Below are 21,208 nucleotides of genomic sequence, written 5' to 3'. Positions count from 1 at the left end.
TGGCGTGCGGTTCAGTGCTGGATGTTCGCGAGCGCCGCGCGCATCTTGTCGATCACGACCTTGTGGTCCGGCTGGCCGAAGATCGCCGAGCCCGCGACGAACGTGTCCGCACCGGCCGCGGCAATTTCCGCGATGTTGTCGACCTTCACGCCGCCGTCCACTTCCAGATGAATCTCGCGGCCGGTGCGCTCCTTGTAGGCGTCGATCCGCGCGCGCGCTTCGCGCAGCTTGTTGAGCGCCTCGGGAATGAACGACTGGCCGCCGAAGCCCGGGTTCACCGACATGATCAGCACGAGGTCGAGCTTGTCCATCACGTGGTCGAGGTAGTTCAGCGAGGTGGCCGGATTGAACACGAGACCCGCCTTGCAGCCGTGGTCGCGGATCAGCGACAGCGTGCGGTCGATATGATCCGAGCCTTCAGGATGAAAGCTGATCAGGTTCGCGCCGGCTTTCGCGAAGTCCGGCACGATCCGGTCGACGGGACGCACCATCAGATGCACGTCGATCGGCACGTCCACGTGCGGGCGGATCGCCTCGCACACGAGCGGACCGATGGTCAGGTTCGGCACATAGTGGTTGTCCATCACGTCGAAGTGGATCCAGTCGGCGCCGGCGACGACGACATTGCGGACCTCTTCACCCAGACGGGCGAAGTCGGCGGACAGAATGCTGGGAGCGATGCGGAATTGCGTCATGGCGGGGGCGGAGGCAGACGGTAAAGCGTCATTTTACCGTTTTGCGCGTGGATGAACCGGCTCGCCGATGGCTCGTCTTCAGTTCCCGGAAGGCTCACGGACGGTTCGCGAGCGGTTCACGAGCGGTTCGTGACAGGTTCCGGCGTACGTCGTGCCGGTGACACGGCGGCCTCGCGGCCTTCTGGACAGAGGGATTTGTCCGGTTGCGGCCCTGCCGCGCATCAAGCAGAATGCCAAACCAGAAGCGACGCATCGGCGGTGCGCCCGCAAACCATTGGCATGCGGGCTTTCCCGCGATTTTTCATAGCCGTTTCATCACACCGGAATCAGGATGAGCCAGTACGAATTCAGCGTCTCGGCGCAGGTGCAGTTTCTGCCCGAAGAGTCGGACCCGGAGCGCCGGCAGTTTGCATTTGCATACACGCTGACCATTCGCAACACGGGCCAGGTGCCGGCTCAATTGATCGCGCGGCACTGGGTGATTACCGACAGTGACAAGAACGAGCAGGAAGTGAAAGGCCTGGGCGTGGTCGGCCATCAGCCGCTGCTCAAGCCGGGCGAGCACTTCGAGTACACCAGCTGGGCGGTGATCGGCACGCCGGTTGGCACAATGCGGGGCGAGTATTTCTGCGTGGCGGAAGACGGCGAGCGCTTCGAGGCGCCGGTGCCGGAATTCATTCTGCGCATGCCGCGTACTTTGCATTGAACCGAGGGCGCGGAGCGCGGTCTCTTAAACACTTTCGTGCTATGGCGCTCGGGCGCTGCTTCAACGCGGTTCTTGCGGGCTCTGCGGATTCTGCTGTTGGCGCTGACTGGTAGAGTTCGCGCGTGCCGCTTTCTTCTTGCCCGACGATGTCCACACAACGATGAAGACGAGCAGAAAGAGCGCGAGGAGCGATTCCAGCGCGAAGATGAGCATCGGGTATTCGTCGAACAGATCAGACATGGCGGTTTCCATCAAGAACGAACATTGTATGCGGTTTGTCCGCAAGGCCGGCGCATGGCTCGGCGCGCTGTCGGTGGCGGTGCTGCTGGCGTCCTGCGGAGGCGGCGCTGTCGTGCGTCCCTCGGTGTCGCCGCCCACGGGCGCTGCGATCATACCCGGACAGATCGCCGCGACGCGGCTCACGGCGGTCGCGTGGCAACAGGTGCCAGGCTGGCAGGACGACTCGCTGATCGGCGCGACTGCCGCGCTGCGGCAAAACTGCGTGCGGCTTGCGCGTCAGCCGAACTGGGCACGGGCCTGTGCCGCCGCATCGCAGATCGACGATCTCGATGTCACGAGCGCGCGGGCTTTCTTCGAGGCGTATTTCACGCCGTTCCAGCTAGCCAATAACGACGGTACGCTCGACGGTCTCGTCACCGGTTACTACGAACCGTTGCTGCGTGGCTCACGCACGCGGCACGGCGTGTATCAGACCGCGTTGTATCGCTGGCCGTCCGGATATCGCGCTGGCGCGGCGCTGCCGGCGCGCGCGCAGCTCGAACGCGCGGGCGTGCTGAACGGCAATGAGCTGGTGTGGGTCGACGATCCGATCGAAGCTTTCTTCCTGCAGGTGCAAGGCTCGGGCCGCATCGTGATGGAAGACGGCAGCGTGATGCGCGTCGGCTTCGGCGGGACGAACAACCAGCCGTACAAGTCGATCGGGCGTTGGCTGCTGGATCGCGGCGAACTCACGCCGGCGCAGGCAACCATGCAAGGTATCAAGGCATGGGCACGTGCCAACCCGGCGCGGGTGGATGCGCTGCTCGATACGAATCCGCGCTTCGTGTTCTTCCGCGAGATGCCGTCGGGCGAAACCGCGCCGAGCGGCGGCGCGGACGGTCCGATCGGCGCGCTTGGCGTGCCGTTGACGCCCGAGCGCTCGATCGCGGTCGATCCGAGTTCGATCCCGCTGGGCACGCCGGTGTTTTTGCAGACCACGCGTCCGCTGACGAACTCGCCGATGAATCGGCTCGTGTTCGCGCAGGACACGGGCTCGGCGATCAAGGGTGGTGTGCGTGCCGACTATTTCTGGGGTCTCGGCGATGATGCCGGCGATCTCGCCGGCAAGATGAAGCAGGGCGGCCGGATGTGGTTGCTGTTGCCGAATTCGTGAGCGCCGCGCCGCTCACTTAGGATGCCAGCGGCGCGTGCACTGCTTTGAGATCGCCACGATCGGGAAGTCGGATTGCGATAGCTGACTTGCAATCCGACTGTTGCAATCCGACTGCGCCGGACGCGTATCTTCCCAGCGTTGTCTTAAGCGCCGAGATTGCGCTTATCCACCACGCGCCGCGCCTTCCCCACCGAACGCTCGATGCCGTTCACAGCCAGCACGTTCACCACCGCGCTCACGCCGATCAACGACTTGATGTCGTAGGTCAACGCCTGCTTCGCCGTGGTCAATGCTGCGATATCCGGCGCGCTTTCAGGACACGGTTCGACGTTTAGCGTGAGCACGTCGAGCGGGCCTTCCTTGGTCAGCACGATCTGATAGTGCGGTGCGAGCGCGTGCTGCTTCAGCAGCAGTTCTTCGATCTGCGTCGGGAAGACGTTCACGCCGCGCACGATCATCATGTCGTCCGAGCGGCCCGTGATCTTCTCCATTCGGCGCATCGTACGTGACGTGCCCGGCAGGAGGCGCGTCAGATCGCGCGTCCGGTAACGGACGATCGGCAGCGCTTCCTTGGTCAGCGACGTGAACACCAGTTCGCCGAGTTCGCCGTCCGGCAATACTTCACCGGTTTCGGGGTGGATGATCTCCGGATAGAAGTGATCTTCCCAGATGGTCGGACCATCTTTCGTCTCGACGCATTCCGATGCCACGCCCGGCCCCATGACTTCCGACAGACCGTAAATATCGACCGCGTCGATGCCCATGCGCTTTTCGATGGCCTGACGCATGTCGTTGGTCCACGGCTCCGCGCCGAAAATGCCGATACGCAGCGAGCAACTGGCCGGGTCGACGCCCTGGCGCTCGAGTTCGTCCGCGATGGAAAGCATGTAGCTCGGCGTCACCATGATGATGTCCGGCCGGAAATCCTGAATCAGTTGCACCTGTTTTTCCGTCTGACCGCCGCCGAACGGAATCACCGTGAGCCCGGCGCGCTCCGCGCCGTAGTGCGCACCGAGACCGCCGGTAAAGAGACCGTAGCCGTAACTCACGTGAACCTTATCGCCGCGCCGCGCACCGGCGGCGCGAACCGAACGCGCGACGAGATTCGCCCACGTGTCGATGTCGCGTGCGGTATAGCCCACGACGGTCGGTTTGCCCGTCGTACCCGACGACGCATGAATCCGCGAAATCTGTTCCTGCGGCACCGCGAACATCCCGAAGGGGTAGCTGTCGCGTAGATCCTTCTTGGTGGTGAAGGGAAAGCGCGACAGATCCGCGAGTGTCTTCAGTTCACTTGGGTGAACGCCAGCCTCGTCGAACTTGCGACGATAGACCGGGGAGTTTTCGTAAGCGTGGTTCAACGACCATTTGAGCCGTTCGAGTTGAAGCGCGGCGAGTTCGTCGCGGCTGGCGGTCTCGATGGGATCGAGCGGAAGGGCGGTGGTCATCGATTGTCTCCTTGCTGCCTCAATGCTTGAGTCTGGGATGCGGTGCGCTTGTGCGCAAACGGCGGCGACGCGTTCGTACGCGCGTCTTTAGCTGCCGGTCGGAATCAGGTTGCCTTTGATCTGCGCGGACTTGCCGCGGAACATCGCGACCGGTTCCCCGGCGCGATTGGTGACGCGAATGTCGTAAATGCCGGTACGTCCGCTCAACGTCTGTTCGACGGCTTCGGCGGTCAACACGTCGCCGCCTTGCACCGGGCGCAGAAACTCGATCGAGCAGCCGGCGGCGACCGTGTTGATGTTGTACGTGTTGCAGGCGAACGCGAAGGTCGAGTCGGCGAGTGTGAAGATCAAGCCGCCGTGACAGATCTGATGACCGTTCAGAAAGTCGTCGCGCACTGCCATGCGCAGGCGCGCGTAACCAGGGCGGACGTCGAGTATTTCAAGGCCCAGCGCCTTGCTGCACGCGTCGTTTTCAAACATCGCGGCGGCGGTTGCGCGGGCGAGTTCATCCGGGGTCATCTGATCTGGGCGATCTGCGTGGTTGATGTGCTCGCCCATTTCAGCGTCCCTCGAAACGCGGTGCGCGTTTTTCCACGAAGGCTTGCACGCCTTCGGCGTAATCGTGCGACGCACCGAGCTCGCGTTGCAGGTCGCGCTCGAGGTCCAACTGCTGGTCGAGCGTTTGTGTCATGCCCGCACGCATGGCCTGTTTGATCGCGGCGATCGCGCGCGTGGGTTGCTGGGCGAGTTGGGTCGCGAGTTTGGCGGCGGTGGCGGTGAGTTCGGCGTCGTCGACTGCCTGCCAGATCAGCCCCCAGCTCTCCGCTTTTTCCGCGCCGAGTTTGTCGCCGGTGATGGCCAGTCCCAGCGCGCGCGCCATGCCGACCCGTTGCGGCAAAAACCACGTGCCGCCCGAATCGGGGACGAGGCCGATCTTCACGAATGCCTGAATGAAGCTGGCCGAACGCGCCGCGAGCACGAGGTCGCAGGCCAGCGCGAGGTTGGCGCCGGCGCCGGCGGCCGTGCCGTTCACCGCCGCGATCACCGGCATCGGCAACGCTTGCAGGCGGCGAATCAGCGGATTGAAATGCTCGTCGATCAGTTCGCCCAGATCCGTCATCGCGCCTGGCGTGAAGTCCAGGTCGGCGAGATCCTGGCCGGCGCAAAAGCCCCGGCCGGCACCGGTCAGCACGAGTGCACGGGCCGCGGATGCTTCGACTTGATCGAGCGCCGCGCTCAGCTCGCGGTGCATCGCGCGTGTAAAGCTGTTCAGCTTGTCGGGACGATTCAGCGTAACGGTGGCTACACGGCTCGATGCGTCGATTTCCAAACGAATCGCTTCGTACGACATTGGGTGTCTCCTCAAAGTCTCTTCGATCGATGGGTGCTGCGGCGTGCCTATCAGAGTCGCTCGATGACCAACGCGATGCCTTGCCCCACGCCGATGCACATCGTGCACAGCGCGAAGCGGCCGTTGATCCGTTCCAGTTGGTAAAGCGCCGTCGTGATCAGTCGCGCGCCCGAAGCGCCTAGCGGATGGCCGAGTGCGATGGCGCCGCCGTTCGGGTTCACGCGCGGGTCGTCGTCGCGCAGACCGAGCGTGCGCAGAACAGCGAGGCCTTGCGACGCGAACGCTTCGTTCAGTTCGATCACGTCGAATTGTTCGAGCGTCATGCCGAGTTGCTTCAGCAGCTTCTGGCTGGCCGGCGCGGGGCCGATGCCCATGATGCGCGGCTCGACGCCGGCCGTTGCCATGCCGACCACACGAGCGCGACGGCGCAGGCCGTATTGATCCGCGGCTTGCTGATTGGCGAGAAGGAGCGCGCAGGCGCCGTCGTTGACGCCGGACGCGTTGCCCGCCGTCACGCTGCCGTCGGGACGAACCACGCCTTTGAGCTTGCCGAGACTTTCGAGCGACGTCTCACGCGGATGCTCGTCGAGCAGCACGCGCACCGGGTCGCCCTTTTTCTGCGCGATGTCCACGCCGACGATTTCCTGCGCCAGCGTGCCGTCCTGCTGCGCGCGGGCGGCCTTCTGCTGGCTGGCCAGCGCGAACAGATCCTGGTCCGCGCGGCTGATGCCGAATTCCACGGCGACGTTTTCCGCCGTCTCGGGCATCGAGTCGACGCCGTACTGGCGTTTCATCAACGGATTGATGAAGCGCCAGCCGATGGTCGTGTCGTAAATATCGGCCTGCCGCGAAAACGCGCTGCTCGCTTTGCCCATCACGAACGGCGCGCGCGTCATGCTCTCCACGCCACCAGCGATCATCAGACGCGCTTCGCCCGCTTTGATCGCGCGCGCGGCGGTGCCGACCGCGTCCATGCCCGAGCCGCACAGACGGTTGATGGTCGCGCCGGGCGCCTCGGTGGGCAGGCCAGCCAGCAGCGCCGACATGCGTGCGACGTTGCGATTGTCTTCACCTGCCTGATTCGCGCAGCCGTAGATCACGTCGTCGAGCGCGCGCCAGTCGACGCCGGGATTGCGTTCGATCAGCGCCTTGATCGGCACCGCGCCCAGGTCGTCGGCGCGAACGTCTTTCAATGCGCCGCCGTAGCGGCCGATCGGGGTGCGAATCGCGTCGCAGATGAAGGCGTCGTTCATGTGAGCTCCGGCTGGGCGGGGCGGCGCGAATGGCCGATCCGATGTCTCATGTTAATTGGGGGGCACGGCCCGGTCCATTCGGCCAAATGGCATAGGACGAAGCCGTGCTTTGTCTCAAGTTCTGTCTTATGACTTTCAGCTAGCTACCGCGGGCGCCGCTTTCGGTTCAACATGAAGGCGGCTCTGAATCACGCGGAAGCGGTTCGCGACGAAGGCCGCATCGGCCAGTGCTGCGTTGGCCGCCGGGTTGGCGCCCGTGCCGTGAAAGTCGGAAAAGGCTGCGGACTGATTGACGAAGACGCCGCCGGTCAGGTTGATCGACAGTGCTACGCCGCCGCGGATCGAGGCTTCGTGAGCGGCATCGAGCACGGCTTCGTCGGTGCTATAGACCGACAGCGTCAGCGCGCCGTGTTCGGCGGCGATCGAACCGGCGAGGTCAAGCGACTGCGCGGTCGAATCCGTCGCGATCACGAACGAGATCGGGCCGAACCATTCTCTAGTGAATTGAGCGTGGTCGGTGGCGGCATCCAGTTGCAGCATGAGCGGCGTGCGCACGCGTGCGCCGGCGAAAGCCGGGTGGTCGAGCGATTGACTCTCTACCAGGACCTGGCCGAGGCCCGTCGCTTCGGCGATACGTTGGATTACGCCTTCGTTCTGGATGGTGCCGAGCAATTCGACGGCGCGCGCTGGATCGGCGACGAGTTTCTGCACGGCGCCGGCAAGCGCCTGGGCGACTTCGTCGAAGCTGAGTGTGCCGTCGGCGGTGCGAATGCCGCCGCGCGGCACGTAGATGTTTTGCGGCGCCGTGCACATCTGGCCGGAGTACAGCGCGAGCGAGAACGCGATGTTGCGGGCCGCGGCTTTGATGTCGTCCACCGAGTCGATCACGATCTGGTTGACGCCGGCTTTCTCGGTGTAGACCTGCGCTTGATGCGCGTTCCGTTCGAGCCAGGTGCCGTTTTGCGAGCTGCCCGTGAAGTCGATGAGCTTGATTTCCGGACGCAGCGCCAGATCCTGGACGAGTGCGCCGTCGTTCGGGTCGGTCGCGAGCAGTGTGACGACGTTCGGATCGAACCCGGCTTCGCGCAGGACGTCCCGAGCAATTCGAACCGTCAGCGCCAGCGGCAGGATCGCGCCCGGATGCGGTTTGACGATGACGGTGTTGCCGGTGGCGAGATCCGCGAAGAGGCCGGGATAACCGTTCCACGTCGGGAATGTGCAGCAGCCGAGCACGAGACCCGTGCCGCGCGGGGCGACGGTGTAGCGCTTGTGCATGGCGAGCGGCGGGTTCTTGCCTTGCGGTTTTTCCCAGTGAGCGTTGGCCGGAATGCGGCGCAACTGGTCCCACGCGTACACCACGGCTTCGAGCGCTCGGTCCTGTGCGTGCGGACCGCCCGCCTGGAAGGCCATCATGAATGCCTGGCTGGTCGTGTGCATCACGCTGTAACCGATCTCGAAACTCGCGCGGTTGATTCGGGTAAGAATTTCGAGGCACACGCCGATCCAAGCTTGCGGACCTGCCGCGCGCCAGTCGCGTTGCGCTGCCGCCGCCGCTGCGATCAGGGCGTCGGGATCGGCCTTCGGATAACGCACGCCGAGAGGGAAGCCGAACGGCGAGACTTCGGCGCCGACGGTGTCGCCGGTCGACGGCTGGTCGAGTTCGAAGGTCGTGTCGAGGTGTGCTTTGAATGCGGCTTCGCCGTCCGCGTTAGCTGTTTCCCCGTACACTTTCGGACTGGGCATCTCGACGAACGGGCTCCAGTAGCCGCGCGTTTCGACCGCGGTGAGCGCCTTTTGCAGCGTGTCTTCGTGCTTGGTGAATAGCGGGTGTGTCATGGCAGGGGCGTAACTGTACGTTGGGGAAAAGCCTGTCGAATAATTGACCGACCGGTTGGTTGGTCAATGTTAGCATTATTAAGATGGCTGCGCGAAGCGTTTTCGCGTGCGTATTAATCACTAGGAGGCGGCATGGCTTACGAGAACATTCTGGTTGAGACGCGGGGGCGTGTTGGTCTGGTCACGCTGAATCGGCCGAAGGCGCTGAACGCGTTGAACGACGCGTTGATGGACGAACTGGGCACGGCGCTGCGCGAATTCGACGCCGACGACGCGATCGGCGCGATCGTGATCACGGGCAGCGAAAAGGCGTTCGCCGCGGGCGCCGACATCGGCATGATGGCCAGCTATTCCTATATGGATGTCTACAAGGGCGACTACATCACGCGCAACTGGGAAACGGTTCGTTCGATCCGCAAGCCGATCATCGCGGCGGTGGCGGGCTTCGCGCTCGGCGGTGGCTGCGAACTCGCGATGATGTGCGACATTATTTTTGCCGCCGACACGGCCAAGTTCGGCCAGCCGGAAATCAAACTCGGCGTGATGCCGGGTGCGGGCGGCACGCAGCGTTTGCCGCGCGCTGTCTCCAAGGCGAAAGCGATGGACCTTTGTTTGACTGCTCGCTTCATGGACGCCGCCGAAGCCGAGCGAGCTGGACTGGTCTCGCGGGTAATTCCTGCTGCGTCCTTGATCGACGAAGCGATCGCGGCTGCCACCACGATTGCCGAGTTTCCCCTTCCCGCAGTGATGATGGTGAAGGAATCCGTCAACCGCGCATATGAAACGACGCTGGCGGAGGGGGTCCACTTCGAGCGCCGTCTGTTCCACTCGCTCTTCGCCACGGAAGATCAGAAAGAAGGGATGGCCGCTTTCGTGGAGAAGCGCAAACCCGTTTTCAAGCACCGTTAATACTGTTGTCAAAATAACGCTTGCAAGGCCCGTCCTGGGTCGCTAGAATCTCGCTCTTTCGTGCTCCGGACAGCGGGGCACAGAGAGCGGGAAAGCCAGTGATGGCAAGGCTTCCAGCGGTTTCGGCGGGTTCAGTCAGTAACAAAAACCTGTTGACGGCGCAGCGGAAAGTCTTCATAATCTCGTTTCTCTGCTGCTGATGCAGAGACGCAGGAAGAAGTGGGCGGTGCAAGCCGCCTGACCTTTTTGCGAGCGATCTTTAAAAATTAACAGCCGATAAGTGTGGGCGCTTGATGCGGAATGCGAGCCGGATTCTTCGGAGTCTGGCGTAAAGCAAAAGTATCAAGTCTCACACAGTAATGAAAGGAAGGTTTGACCGTCGAAAGATGATCGAACAATTCGTCAGTACGTTGAGTGAGCGACCGGGTTCGAAAGAGCCCGAAAAACAGTAACAGGTTTGAACTGAAGAGTTTGATCCTGGCTCAGATTGAACGCTGGCGGCATGCCTTACACATGCAAGTCGAACGGCAGCACGGGAGCAATCCTGGTGGCGAGTGGCGAACGGGTGAGTAATACATCGGAACGTGTCCTGGAGTGGGGGATAGCCCGGCGAAAGCCGGATTAATACCGCATACGCTCTATGGAGGAAAGGGGGGGATCTTCGGACCTCCCGCTCAAGGGGCGGCCGATGGCAGATTAGCTAGTTGGTGGGGTAAAGGCCTACCAAGGCGACGATCTGTAGCTGGTCTGAGAGGACGACCAGCCACACTGGGACTGAGACACGGCCCAGACTCCTACGGGAGGCAGCAGTGGGGAATTTTGGACAATGGGGGAAACCCTGATCCAGCAATGCCGCGTGTGTGAAGAAGGCCTTCGGGTTGTAAAGCACTTTTGTCCGGAAAGAAAACCATCGCCCTAATATGGTGGTGGGATGACGGTACCGGAAGAATAAGCACCGGCTAACTACGTGCCAGCAGCCGCGGTAATACGTAGGGTGCAAGCGTTAATCGGAATTACTGGGCGTAAAGCGTGCGCAGGCGGTTCGCTAAGACAGATGTGAAATCCCCGGGCTTAACCTGGGAACTGCATTTGTGACTGGCGGGCTAGAGTATGGCAGAGGGGGGTAGAATTCCACGTGTAGCAGTGAAATGCGTAGAGATGTGGAGGAATACCGATGGCGAAGGCAGCCCCCTGGGCCAATACTGACGCTCATGCACGAAAGCGTGGGGAGCAAACAGGATTAGATACCCTGGTAGTCCACGCCCTAAACGATGTCAACTAGTTGTCGGGTCTTCATTGACTTGGTAACGTAGCTAACGCGTGAAGTTGACCGCCTGGGGAGTACGGTCGCAAGATTAAAACTCAAAGGAATTGACGGGGACCCGCACAAGCGGTGGATGATGTGGATTAATTCGATGCAACGCGAAAAACCTTACCTACCCTTGACATGTATGGAACCCTGCTGAGAGGTGGGGGTGCCCGAAAGGGAGCCATAACACAGGTGCTGCATGGCTGTCGTCAGCTCGTGTCGTGAGATGTTGGGTTAAGTCCCGCAACGAGCGCAACCCTTGTCCCTAGTTGCTACGCAAGAGCACTCCAGGGAGACTGCCGGTGACAAACCGGAGGAAGGTGGGGATGACGTCAAGTCCTCATGGCCCTTATGGGTAGGGCTTCACACGTCATACAATGGTCGGAACAGAGGGTTGCCAAGCCGCGAGGTGGAGCCAATCCCAGAAAACCGATCGTAGTCCGGATCGCACTCTGCAACTCGAGTGCGTGAAGCTGGAATCGCTAGTAATCGCGGATCAGCATGCCGCGGTGAATACGTTCCCGGGTCTTGTACACACCGCCCGTCACACCATGGGAGTGGGTTTTACCAGAAGTGGCTAGTCTAACCGCAAGGAGGACGGTCACCACGGTAGGATTCATGACTGGGGTGAAGTCGTAACAAGGTAGCCGTATCGGAAGGTGCGGCTGGATCACCTCCTTTCTCGAGCTGACGTGTTCAACGTTGAGCGCTCACGCTTATCGGCTGTAAATTAAAGACAGATACGCAGACAGACGCAGGGGTCTGTAGCTCAGTCGGTTAGAGCACCGTCTTGATAAGGCGGGGGTCGATGGTTCGAATCCATCCAGACCCACCACTGTTTCTGCGGTGGGGTTCGCCGCTGAAGGGCGTATCTGTGAAGACTGCATCGGCAGACGATAATTGATCGTGTGTCTGTATGTGACTGGGGGATTAGCTCAGCTGGGAGAGCACCTGCTTTGCAAGCAGGGGGTCGTCGGTTCGATCCCGTCATCCTCCACCAATCCTCAATGCATAGTGTTCTGCCGGCAAGACGGGCAGAGAGTTGTGCATTGGCGATTGAGCCAGTCAGAGCGAGACGTGGTTATAGCAACCGCGTGATCGGCTGTCGTTCTTTAACAATCAGGAAGAAGTAGTAAAGAGATTCACGAAAGCATGCTTAGAGATGGGTGTGCGAGTAGGTGAATCAGGGTTGTGATTGTATCAATGTATGAAAAGGTGATCGAAAGATTGCCTTGGAATACGGCGCAACACGAATACTCAACCTGTAACGATGTGGCGAAGGCCGTGTTCCGAGTGAATGCGCCGAAGACACACCCGTTATAGGGTCAAGCGAACAAGTGCATGTGGTGGATGCCTTGGCGATCACAGGCGATGAAGGACGCGGTAGCCTGCGAAAAGCGGTGGGGAGCTGGCAAACGAGCTTTGATCCACCGATATCCGAATGGGGAAACCCACTCCTTATGGAGTATCCGTAGCTGAATACATAGGCTACGCGAAGCGAACGCGGTGAACTGAAACATCTAAGTAACCGCAGGAAAAGAAATCAACCGAGATTCCCAGAGTAGTGGCGAGCGAAATGGGACCAGCCTGTACTCTTTATCTTCATTGTTAGTCGAACGCTCTGGAAAGTGCGGCCATAGCAGGTGATAGCCCTGTAGACGAAAACAGCGAGGAAGAACTAGGTGTACGGAAAGTAGGGCGGGACACGTGAAATCCTGTCTGAAGATGGGGGGACCATCCTCCAAGGCTAAATACTCGTGATCGACCGATAGTGAACCAGTACCGTGAGGGAAAGGCGAAAAGAACCCCGGGAGGGGAGTGAAATAGATCCTGAAACCGCATGCATACAAACAGTCGGAGCCTCGTAAGGGGTGACGGCGTACCTTTTGTATAATGGGTCAGCGACTTACATTCAGTGGCAAGCTTAACCGATTAGGGCAGGCGTAGCGAAAGCGAGTCCGAACAGGGCGATTCAGTCGCTGGGTGTAGACCCGAAACCAGGTGATCTATCCATGGCCAGGATGAAGGTGCGGTAACACGTACTGGAGGTCCGAACCCACTAACGTTGAAAAGTTAGGGGATGAGCTGTGGATAGGGGTGAAAGGCTAAACAAACCTGGAAATAGCTGGTTCTCTCCGAAAACTATTTAGGTAGTGCCTCGTGTATCACCTTCGGGGGTAGAGCACTGTCATGGTTGTGGGGTCCATTGCGGATTACTACGCCATAGCAAACTCCGAATACCGAAGAGTGCAATCACGGGAGACAGACATCGGGTGCTAACGTCCGGTGTCAAGAGGGAAACAACCCAGACCGCCAGCTAAGGTCCCCAAATATGGCTAAGTGGGAAACGAAGTGGGAAGGCTAAAACAGTCAGGAGGTTGGCTTAGAAGCAGCCATCCTTTAAAGAAAGCGTAATAGCTCACTGATCGAGTCGTCCTGCGCGGAAGATGTAACGGGGCTAAGCCATATACCGAAGCTGCGGATGCACATTTATGTGCATGGTAGGAGAGCGTTCCGTAAGCCTGCGAAGGTGCATTGAAAAGTGCGCTGGAGGTATCGGAAGTGCGAATGCTGACATGAGTAGCGATAAAGGGGGTGAAAGGCCCCCTCGCCGTAAGCCCAAGGTTTCCTACGCAACGTTCATCGGCGTAGGGTGAGTCGGCCCCTAAGGCGAGGCAGAAATGCGTAGCTGATGGGAAGCAGGTTAATATTCCTGCACCATTGTTAGATGCGATGGGGGGACGGATCGCGGAAGGTTGTCCGGGTGTTGGAAGTCCCGGTCCTTGCATTGGAGAAGGCGCTTTGGCAAATCCGGGCGCGGAATTCAAGGGTGCGAGGCCAGTGATCTAGGTCACGAAGCAATCGGAAGTGGTTCCAGGAAAAGCCTCTAAGCTTCAGTCTAACAAGACCGTACCGCAAACCGACACAGGTGGGCGAGATGAGTATTCTAAGGCGCTTGAGAGAACTCGGGAGAAGGAACTCGGCAAATTGGTACCGTAACTTCGGGATAAGGTACGCCCCTGTAGCTTGATGCGCCTGCGCGCAGAGGGTGAAGGGGTTGCAATAAACTGGTGGCTGCGACTGTTTAATAAAAACACAGCACTCTGCAAACACGAAAGTGGACGTATAGGGTGTGACGCCTGCCCGGTGCCGGAAGATTAAATGATGGGGTGCAAGCTCTTGATTGAAGTCCCGGTAAACGGCGGCCGTAACTATAACGGTCCTAAGGTAGCGAAATTCCTTGTCGGGTAAGTTCCGACCTGCACGAATGGCGTAACGATGGCCACACTGTCTCCTCCCGAGACTCAGCGAAGTTGAAGTGTTTGTGATGATGCAATCTCCCCGCGGCTAGACGGAAAGACCCCATGAACCTTTACTGTAGCTTTGCATTGGACTTTGAACCGGTCTGTGTAGGATAGGTGGGAGGCTTTGAAGCTGGAACGCTAGTTTCAGTGGAGCCGACCTTGAAATACCACCCTGGCTTGTTTGAGGTTCTAACCTTGGTCCGTAATCCGGATCGGGGACAGTGCATGGTAGGCAGTTTGACTGGGGCGGTCTCCTCCCAAAGTGTAACGGAGGAGTACGAAGGTACGCTAGGTACGGTCGGAAATCGTGCTGATAGTGCAATGGCATAAGCGTGCTTAACTGCGAGACCGACAAGTCGAGCAGGTGCGAAAGCAGGTCATAGTGATCCGGTGGTTCTGTATGGAAGGGCCATCGCTCAACGGATAAAAGGTACTCTGGGGATAACAGGCTGATACCGCCCAAGAGTTCATATCGACGGCGGTGTTTGGCACCTCGATGTCGGCTCATCTCATCCTGGGGCTGTAGCCGGTCCCAAGGGTATGGCTGTTCGCCATTTAAAGAGGTACGTGAGCTGGGTTTAAAACGTCGTGAGACAGTTTGGTCCCTATCTGCCGTGGGCGCTGGATATTTGAAGGGGGCTGCTCCTAGTACGAGAGGACCGGAGTGGACGAACCTCTGGTGTACCGGTTGTCACGCCAGTGGCATCGCCGGGTAGCTATGTTCGGAAGAGATAACCGCTGAAAGCATCTAAGCGGGAAACTCGCCTTAAGATGAGATATCCCCGGGGCTTCGAGCCCCTTGAAGGGTCGTTCAAGACCAGGACGTTGATAGGTCAGGTGTGTAAGCGCAGTAATGTGCTCAGCTAACTGATACTAATTGCCCGTAAGGCTTGATCCTATAACAGGTGTGTGTCGGCAGCCGTTAGTGCTTCAGCACTTATGGATGCCCCACCCTGCGCTACGCGCAGGGTCTTATGCAGACCACACACAGGTTGAGATCAGTGTTGTGCCAGATAAAACAACACAACCCCCGCCACTGATGTCACATCATCAGAAACTACTTCTTCCGGATTGGTCGTGATGCCCCAAAAGGCGCCACGGCAACAAGTCATGCCTGATGACCATAGCGAGTCGGTACCACCCCTTCCCATCCCGAACAGGACCGTGAAACGACTCCACGCCGATGATAGTGCGGATTGCCCGTGTGAAAGTAGGTAATCGTCAGGCTCCCCAGCAGCACACTGCAGCAAACAGAAACCCCACCTACAACGGTGGGGTTTCTGCGTTTACGCGCGGTGAAAATACGGCCCCGGAACGTGGCCAGAACCTACCCGCCCTTACCCGGCGACGTCAGCGACCCCGCCAGTTCCCCTCGGCACCCATTTCTCAACGAGCATCTGCTCCGGAATGCTAACGCCAGAAGACTAATACCGAAACAACAATCCAAGGTGGCGCACTTATCGCGCCACCCAATCCAATCACGACGCTTTATTCCCGTCCGCCAAAAAACGCTGCGCCAGTCGAACCCAGTACGTCGAACCAATCGGCAGCAATTCGTCGTTGAAGTCATAGCTTGCGTTGTGCAACATGCACGGACCTGCGCCATGACCCGATTCCCTATGACCGCCATCTCCGTTGCCTAGAAACGCATAGCAGCCTGGTTTGGCCAGCAACATGAACGAAAAGTCTTCTGCGCCCATCGTCGGTTCGACTGCGTCATCGACCTTTTCCGCGCCCACTATTTCCTTCATGACCGTTGCTGCAAAGCGCGCCTCTTCGCTGCTGTTGATCGTCGGCGGATAGTTGCGGTGGAAGTGAATCTTCACCGTGCAATCGTACGCATCGGCAGTGCTTTCTGCGATCTTGCGCATGCGCGATTCAATTAGATCCAGCGTCTCAGTGGTGAATGTGCGGACCGTGCCGGCAAGCCACGCGTCGTTTGGCACAACATTAAGCGCATCGCCGGCGTGAATCTGGGTGATCGACAGAACGGCAGTATCCAGCGGTTTCTTATTGCGCGTAATGATGCTCTGCAGTCCGTTCGCGATCTGCACCGCGGTGAACACTGGATCGCGTCCATTGTGCGGCAACGCCGCATGCGAACCGACGCCTTTGATCTCAATGCGAAATTCGTTGCTGGACGCCATGATCGGGCCTTCAGTCACACCAAAGTGGCCCGCCGGCATGCCCGGCCAATTGTGAATGCCAAACACCGCGTCGACAGGAAATTTCGTGAACAGGCCGTCGTCGATCATCGCCTGTGCGCCTGCGCCGCCTTCTTCGGCAGGCTGGAAGATGAAGACGATCGTACCGTCGAAGTCGCCATGTTTGACCAGATGCCGAGCCGCACCGAGCAGCATCGCCGTATGGCCATCGTGGCCACATGCATGCATTTTTCCGTCATTTTTCGAACGATGCTCGAAGCCGTTCAACTCCTGAATCGGCAACGCATCCATGTCGGCGCGCAGTCCGATTGAACGTGTGCCGTTGCCTCGCTTGAGTACGCCGACCACGCCCGTTTTGCCCAATCCACGATGCGTCTCGATCCCCCAGGATTCGAGCGTTTTAGCGACAAGATCCGCTGTCGCTGCTTCTTCGTAACGCAATTCTGGATTGGCGTGAATGGTTCGTCGAAGGGTCTGAATTTCGCCGTGAGCGGCTTGAATTTCGGGGATTAGTTTCATGATGGAGTGATGATGCGCTTGTGCTTTGACTTGCGTGGAATCGCTCGGGGTCATGTCGACCCGGGCACGGTGATAAACGATTCTACGCCGAAGGCATTTTTGGCGGCACCATGCTGGTGAACAGCAAGGGAAGTAATAAAATCCCGCATCGCCGCTCATTGCTGCTTGTTTACTTCGACGGATCGACCATGAATGCTCCGACTGAATACGCCCGCGCCGTGTGCCCGCACGATTGCCCGGACACATGCGCGATGCGCGTGACGATCGAAGACGGCCGCGCGATCAAGGTAGTCGGCGACCCGGATCATCCACCGACGCAAGGCGCGTTGTGTACCAAAGTCAGCCGATATGCGGAGCGCGTCCATCACCCGAGCCGGTTGACGACGCCGATGAAGCGCATCGGTCGCAAAGGCGAGGGCCGTTTCGAGTCGATCAGTTGGAACGAAGCGTTCGAACTAGCTGCGACGAGTCTGTCCGAAATCGCGAGTCGCTCGCCAGAAGCGATCGTCCCCTATAGCTATGCCGGCACGATGGGCTTGATTCAGGGCGACAGCATCGCACAACGCTTCTTTCATAAACTGGGCGCATCGCAACTGGAGCGCACGATCTGCTCTGCGGCCGGCGCGGCCGGCTTGAAGTACACATACGGGGCAAACGTCGGGATGCTGAGCGAGTACTTCGCCGAGAGCGAAGTCATCCTGATCTGGGGCGCGAATCCGATCGCATCGAATCTGCATTTCTGGACACGCGCGCAGGAAGCCAAACGCCATGGCGCGCGATTGATCGCGATCGATCCGTATCGTTCGCTGACCGCGGAAAAATGCCACCAGCACATCGCATTGAAGCCGGGCACCGATGGCGCGCTCGCGCTCGGCATCATGAATGTGCTGATCGCGGAGAACCTGCTCGATCATGCGTACATCGCCGAGCATACGGTGGGTTTCGCCGAACTGAAGGCGCGTGCGCTTACGTACCCGCCATCGCGTGTCGCCGACATTTGTGGAATCGAAGAACACATAATCGCCGATCTTGCGCGTCTTTACGGCAGCACGAAAAAAGCCGCGATCCGGATGAACTACGGTCTGCAGCGCGTGCGCGGCGGCGGCAATGCTGTGCGCGCGATTGCGTGCTTACCCTCGCTGACGGGCGCGTGGCGTGAGCGCTCGGGTGGTGCGCTGCTGTCGTCGGGCGGTTGGGCGCCGGTCGATTCGGCTGCGCTGCAACGTCCGGATCTGATGCCGGGCTGGCCGGGCAAACCGAGCCGCGTGGTGAATATGAATGCGATCGGCGACGCCTTGCTGCATCCCGGCGACGCGACCTTCGGTCCGAAAATCGAAGCGATCGTCGTCTACAACTCGAATCCCGTCGCGGTCGCGCCGGACTCGGAGAAGGTGGCGGCAGGCTTCGGCCGCGAGGATCTGTTCACGATCGTCCTTGAACATTTCCAGACCGACACTGCCGATTACGCCGATCTCCTGTTGCCCGCCACGACGCAACTCGAACATCTCGACGTGCACAAGTCGTACGGACACACGCACGTGATGGTCAATCTGCCGGCGCTGGCGCCGATCGGCGACGCGCGTCCGAACACCGACATTTTCCGGGGTCTCGCGCAACACATGGGACTCGACGAGCCGGCGCTGTACGACAGTGACGAAACGCTCGCGCGCGCCGCATTCCGCTGGCAGGACAAGACGCTGGAAGGTGTGACGTGGGAAACGCTGAAAGAGACAGGCTGGGCAAAGCTGAACATAGACGACGCCCCGTTCGCCGAAGGCGGCTTCCGCACGCCATCCGGTAAATGCGAGTTTTACAGCGAGCGCCTGGCGCAACAGGGCCTCGACCCGCTACCGGACTATCTCGCGCCTTACGAATCCGCGGACGGTGCGCCGGAGCTGGCCGCCCGCTATCCGCTCGCGATGATCTCGCCGCCGGCGCGCAATTTTCTGAACAGCACGTTCGTCAACATCGAGAGTCTGCGTGCCACCGAGGGCGAGCCACATCTCGATATCCATCCCGCGGACGCGCAAGCGCGTGACGTCATCGACGGCGCGCTGGTACGCATCTTCAACGATCGCGGCTCGATGCAGGCCCGTGCGCGCGTCACGGACAAAGCGCGCGCCGGTCTCGTCGTCGGTCTGTCGATCTGGTGGAAGAAGCTCGCACCGGATGGCCGCAACGCGAACCAGCTCACCAGCCAGGCGCTCACCGATCTCGGCGCGGCAGCGACGTTTTACGACTGCCTCGTCGAGGTCGAGCGCGTCTGACCGACCTTCAATTACCCTGCGGCGCCGCGCTGGACGCGGTTCGAGGCCGCAGTCTAACCCACGCGCTTTTCGCGAATAGCAAAGAGGTGAGCATGCTACGATGCGTTTTTAGCACGACCATTCGAAAATAAATCAGGAGACGCTGCATGGACAAAATCTGGCTGAAATCCTATCCGCCCGGCGTTCCCGCAGAGATCGACCCGACCCGCTATTCGTCGGTCGCCGAACTGCTTGAAGAAGCCTTCCGCGAACACCGCGTCAAGCCGGCGTTCGTCTGCATGGGCAAGCAGATCAGTTACGGCGAGCTCGACGCGCTGTCGCGCAAACTGGCTGCGTGGTTTCAGTCGAAGGGACTCGCGCGCGGCTCGCGTATCGCGATCATGATGCCGAACGTGCTGCAGTATCCGGTGGCGATCGCCGCGATCCTGCGCGCCGGGTATGTGGTCGTGAACGTGAACCCACTCTATACGCCGCGCGAGCTTGAACATCAGCTGAAAGACAGCGGCGCGGAAGCGATCATCCTGCTGGAGAACTTCGCGGTCACGTTGCAGGAGATCGTGCGCAATACGGCGGTGAAGCACGTCATTGTCGCCGCGATGGGCGATTTGATGGGCCTCAAGGGCACGCTCGTCAATTTCGTCGTGCGGCGCGTGAAGAAGATGGTGCCGGCTTGGAATCTGCCGGGCCACGTCAAATTCAACACCGCGATTTCCGAGGGCGGCCGGCAGAGTTTCAAGGCCGTTCAGCAAGGTCCGGACGATGTCGCGTTTCTCCAGTACACCGGCGGCACGACCGGCGTCGCCAAGGGCGCGACGCTGCTGCATCGGAATCTGATCGCCAACGTGCTGCAGTCGGAAATCTGGCTCGATCCGGTTCGCTCCGGCCGCACGGATATCGATCAATTCATCACCGTCGTCGCGTTGCCGCTCTATCACGTGTTCGCATTGACCGTGTGCGGCCTGCTGACCATCCGCACGGGCGGCCTCGGTGTGTTGATCCCGAATCCGCGCGATATTCCGGGCATGATCAAGTCGTTGCAGGGCTATGCGATTACGACGATTCCCGCAGTCAACACGCTGTACAACGCGATGCTGAACAGTCCGGATTTCCACAAGCTCGACTTCTCGAAGCTGCTCGCCGCGAACGGTGGCGGCATGGCGGTGCAGGAGGCGGTGGCTAAACGCTGGTACGAACACACGCATACGCCGATTATCGAGGGCTATGGTTTGTCGGAAACGTCGCCGTGCGTGACCTGCAATCCGGTGACCGTGACCGAATACAGCGGGACGATCGGCCTGCCGCTTCCGTCGACCGAAATCTCGATTCGCGACGACGACGGCAACGAAGTGCCGCTCGGGCAGCCCGGCGAGATCTGCATTCGCGGACCGCAGGTGATGGCGGGCTACTGGAACCGGCCGGACGAAACGGCGAAGGTAATGACCGCGGACGGCTTCTTCAAATCGGGCGACGTCGGCTTCATGAACGACGGCGGTTTCGTCAAGATCGTCGACCGGAAGAAGGACATGATTCTGGTGTCGGGCTTCAACGTCTACCCGAACGAAATCGAGGACGTGGTCGCGAAACTGCCGGGCGTGTTCGAAGTCGCGGCGGTTGGGGTCCCCGATCAGCATTCGGGCGAGGCCGTGAAGCTGTTTGTCGTGAAGAAGGATCAGGCGCTGACCGACGCGGATATCTTTGCGTTCTGCAAGACGCAGTTGACCGGCTACAAGCGGCCGAAGATCGTCGAGTTCCGCACGGAACTGCCGAAGAGCAACGTCGGTAAGATTCTGCGTCGCGAGTTGCGCGACGGCCGGGCGTAAGCGCAGTCAGTTCAACCCGGCGATAAGTACGACACGAAACGCAACCTGTCTTTCAGCGTTCAGGTCAGGCAGGCACAGGAAAGGGAAGGCCCGGCAGCGACGAGAGTCCGCCGGGCCTTTTGCTTGATGCTGTGCCATCAATTACCGGATGACCCACGACCATTGCGCATTCCCAATCGCCAGAGACAAGCGAAAACGCGAAGCATAAAAAAAGGCGCCCGAAGGCGCCTTT

The 21,208-nt window shown here is 60.0% G+C and carries 13 protein-coding genes, 2 tRNA genes and 3 rRNA genes; 10 read left to right on the top strand and 8 right to left on the bottom strand.

All coding sequences use genetic code 11. The features are described 5' to 3' along the window. Positions 1-11 precede the first annotated feature (11 nt). Positions 12-695, bottom strand: coding sequence for a ribulose-phosphate 3-epimerase (gene rpe, locus LFL96_RS17340; RefSeq protein ID WP_280996435.1), 684 nt, complete (start codon positions 693-695; stop codon positions 12-14). Positions 696-1,026: 331 nt separating this feature from the next. Here rpe and apaG point away from each other — a divergent pair, with 331 nt between their 5' ends. Then, the gene (apaG, locus tag LFL96_RS17335; RefSeq protein ID WP_280996434.1) at positions 1,027-1,401 is read left to right on the top strand and encodes a Co2+/Mg2+ efflux protein ApaG; all 375 of its coding nucleotides are present in this window, start codon (positions 1,027-1,029) and stop codon (positions 1,399-1,401) included. A gap of 60 nt (positions 1,402-1,461) precedes the next feature. On the opposite strand, the gene LFL96_RS17330 is transcribed toward apaG, so the two are convergent. Beyond that, positions 1,462-1,641, bottom strand: coding sequence for a hypothetical protein (locus LFL96_RS17330; RefSeq protein ID WP_280996433.1), 180 nt, complete (start codon positions 1,639-1,641; stop codon positions 1,462-1,464). Between LFL96_RS17330 and LFL96_RS17325 the strand changes: the two genes are divergently transcribed. Further along, positions 1,562-2,794, top strand: coding sequence for an MltA domain-containing protein (locus tag LFL96_RS17325; RefSeq protein WP_280996432.1), 1,233 nt, complete (start codon positions 1,562-1,564; stop codon positions 2,792-2,794). The two genes, LFL96_RS17330 and LFL96_RS17325, sit on opposite strands and share 80 nt — an antisense overlap. A gap of 143 nt (positions 2,795-2,937) precedes the next feature. On the opposite strand, the gene paaK is transcribed toward LFL96_RS17325, so the two are convergent. The 5 genes from paaK to paaN form a co-directional block, all read right to left on the bottom strand. After that, complete coding sequence (gene paaK, locus LFL96_RS17320; RefSeq protein ID WP_280996431.1) at positions 2,938-4,242, bottom strand: phenylacetate--CoA ligase PaaK; 1,305 nt, start codon at positions 4,240-4,242, stop codon at positions 2,938-2,940. An 87-nt stretch (positions 4,243-4,329) separates the two neighbouring features. Next, positions 4,330-4,761 carry a hydroxyphenylacetyl-CoA thioesterase PaaI gene (gene paaI, locus LFL96_RS17315; protein ID WP_280996430.1) on the bottom strand — a complete coding sequence of 144 codons (432 nt, stop codon included), beginning with the start codon at positions 4,759-4,761 and terminating at the stop codon, positions 4,330-4,332. A 40-nt stretch (positions 4,762-4,801) separates the two neighbouring features. After that, positions 4,802-5,593 (bottom strand): 2-(1,2-epoxy-1,2-dihydrophenyl)acetyl-CoA isomerase PaaG, encoded by a 792-nt coding sequence (gene paaG / locus LFL96_RS17310; RefSeq protein ID WP_280996429.1) that lies wholly within the window; start codon positions 5,591-5,593, stop codon positions 4,802-4,804. Between the two features lie 50 nt (positions 5,594-5,643). Then, complete coding sequence (gene pcaF, locus LFL96_RS17305) at positions 5,644-6,846, bottom strand: 3-oxoadipyl-CoA thiolase (protein ID WP_280996428.1); 1,203 nt, start codon at positions 6,844-6,846, stop codon at positions 5,644-5,646. Between the two features lie 135 nt (positions 6,847-6,981). Further along, positions 6,982-8,682 (bottom strand): phenylacetic acid degradation protein PaaN, encoded by a 1,701-nt coding sequence (paaN, locus tag LFL96_RS17300; protein WP_280996427.1) that lies wholly within the window; start codon positions 8,680-8,682, stop codon positions 6,982-6,984. 132 nt (positions 8,683-8,814) lie between these two features. Here paaN and LFL96_RS17295 point away from each other — a divergent pair, with 132 nt between their 5' ends. The 6 genes from LFL96_RS17295 (at position 8,815) to rrf (ending at position 15,432) form a co-directional block, all read left to right on the top strand. Beyond that, a complete protein-coding gene (locus LFL96_RS17295) occupies positions 8,815-9,591 on the top strand; it encodes an enoyl-CoA hydratase (protein ID WP_280996426.1) in 777 nt (258 codons plus the stop codon). 459 nt (positions 9,592-10,050) lie between these two features. Continuing rightward, a 16S ribosomal RNA gene (locus LFL96_RS17290) occupies positions 10,051-11,581 on the top strand. Between the two features lie 77 nt (positions 11,582-11,658). Beyond that, positions 11,659-11,735 (top strand) — tRNA-Ile (locus LFL96_RS17285). An 89-nt stretch (positions 11,736-11,824) separates the two neighbouring features. Beyond that, positions 11,825-11,900 (top strand) — tRNA-Ala (locus LFL96_RS17280). A 323-nt stretch (positions 11,901-12,223) separates the two neighbouring features. Next, positions 12,224-15,103 (top strand): 23S ribosomal RNA (locus LFL96_RS17275). Between the two features lie 215 nt (positions 15,104-15,318). Next, positions 15,319-15,432 (top strand): 5S ribosomal RNA (gene rrf, locus LFL96_RS17270). The 16S, 23S and 5S rRNA genes sit together here with 2 tRNA genes alongside, the layout of an rRNA operon. A 251-nt stretch (positions 15,433-15,683) precedes the next feature. Here the strand turns inward: rrf and LFL96_RS17265 are convergent. Further along, complete coding sequence (locus LFL96_RS17265) at positions 15,684-16,889, bottom strand: M20 aminoacylase family protein (protein ID WP_281000809.1); 1,206 nt, start codon at positions 16,887-16,889, stop codon at positions 15,684-15,686. Between the two features lie 188 nt (positions 16,890-17,077). On the opposite strand from LFL96_RS17265, the gene LFL96_RS17260 reads away from it, so the two are divergent. Both LFL96_RS17260 and LFL96_RS17255 read left to right on the top strand, forming a co-directional pair. Continuing rightward, positions 17,078-19,156: a molybdopterin oxidoreductase family protein gene (locus LFL96_RS17260; RefSeq protein WP_280996425.1), complete on the top strand. Its 2,079-nt coding sequence runs from the start codon at positions 17,078-17,080 to the stop codon at positions 19,154-19,156. A 146-nt stretch (positions 19,157-19,302) separates the two neighbouring features. Further along, a complete protein-coding gene (locus LFL96_RS17255) occupies positions 19,303-20,976 on the top strand; it encodes a long-chain fatty acid--CoA ligase (protein ID WP_280996424.1) in 1,674 nt (557 codons plus the stop codon). Positions 20,977-21,208 lie beyond the last annotated feature (232 nt).

The sequence above is a fragment of the Paraburkholderia sp. D15 genome, from assembly GCF_029910215.1.
In the GTDB taxonomy this organism is placed as follows: domain Bacteria; phylum Pseudomonadota; class Gammaproteobacteria; order Burkholderiales; family Burkholderiaceae; genus Paraburkholderia.
Note: the sequence above shows the minus strand (reverse complement) of the source record. Positions and strands in the feature narration are given on the sequence as shown.